The sequence below is a fragment of the Kitasatospora sp. NPDC001095 genome, assembly GCF_053598615.1.
In genome coordinates, this window is sequence record NZ_JBSFKQ010000111.1 from 1 (window position 1) to 1,503 (window position 1,503).

Here is a 1,503-nt window from a genome sequence, read left to right on the forward strand (position 1 = left end):
CTGAGGACAAGCCCTCGGCCTATTAGTACCGGTCAACTCCACCCCTCACAGGGCTTCCATATCCGGCCTATCAACCCAGTCGTCTACTGGGAGCCTTACCCTCTCAAGGAGGTGGGAGTGCTCATCTCGAAGCAGGCTTCCCGCTTAGATGCTTTCAGCGGTTATCCCTCCCGAACGTAGCCAACCAGCCATGCCCTTGGCAGAACAACTGGCACACCAGAGGTTCGTCCGTCCCGGTCCTCTCGTACTAGGGACAGCCCTTCTCAACACTCCTACGCGCACAGCGGATAGGGACCGAACTGTCTCACGACGTTCTAAACCCAGCTCGCGTACCGCTTTAATGGGCGAACAGCCCAACCCTTGGGACCTACTCCAGCCCCAGGATGCGACGAGCCGACATCGAGGTGCCAAACCATCCCGTCGATATGGACTCTTGGGGAAGATCAGCCTGTTATCCCCGGGGTACCTTTTATCCGTTGAGCGACGGCGCTTCCACAAGCCACCGCCGGATCACTAGTCCCTACTTTCGTACCTGCTCGACCCGTCAGTCTCACAGTCAAGCTCCCTTGTGCACTTACACTCAACACCTGATTGCCAACCAGGCTGAGGGAACCTTTGGGCGCCTCCGTTACCCTTTAGGAGGCAACCGCCCCAGTTAAACTACCCACCAGACACTGTCCCTGATCCGGATCACGGACCCAGGTTAGACATCCAGCACGACCAGAGTGGTATTTCAACGGCGACTCCACAACAACTGGCGTTGCTGCTTCACAGTCTCCCACCTATCCTACACAAGCCGAACCGAACACCAATATCAAGCTATAGTAAAGGTCCCGGGGTCTTTCCGTCCTGCTGCGCGAAACGAGCATCTTTACTCGTAATGCAATTTCACCGGGCCTATGGTTGAGACAGTCGAGAAGTCGTTACGCCATTCGTGCAGGTCGGAACTTACCCGACAAGGAATTTCGCTACCTTAGGATGGTTATAGTTACCACCGCCGTTTACTGGCGCTTAAGTTCTCAGCTTCGCCCCGACGAATCAGAGCTAACCGGTCCCCTTAACGTTCCAGCACCGGGCAGGCGTCAGTCCGTATACATCGCCTTACGGCTTCGCACGGACCTGTGTTTTTAGTAAACAGTCGCTTCTCGCTGGTCTCTGCGGCCACCCCCAGCTCAGAGTGCAAGACTCGTCACCAGGAATGGCCCCCCTTCTCCCGAAGTTACGGGGGCATTTTGCCGAGTTCCTTAACCATAGTTCACCCGAACGCCTCGGTATTCTCTACCTGACCACCTGAGTCGGTTTGGGGTACGGGCCGCCATGAAACTCGCTAGAGGCTTTTCTCGACAGCATAGGATCATCCACTTCACCACAATCGGCTCGGCATCAGGTCTCAGACTATATGTGAGGCGGATTTGCCTACCCCACGTCCTACACCCTTACCCCGGGACAACCACCGCCCGGGCTGGACTACCTTCCTGCGTCACCCCATCGCTCACCTACTGC

General features: G+C 56.6%; 1 rRNA gene (only partly in view). It reads right to left on the reverse strand.

The features are described from left to right. Positions 1-2: 2 nt before the first annotated feature. Positions 3-1,503, reverse strand: a 23S ribosomal RNA gene (locus tag ACWDBB_RS35930); it runs 1,374 nt beyond the window's last position.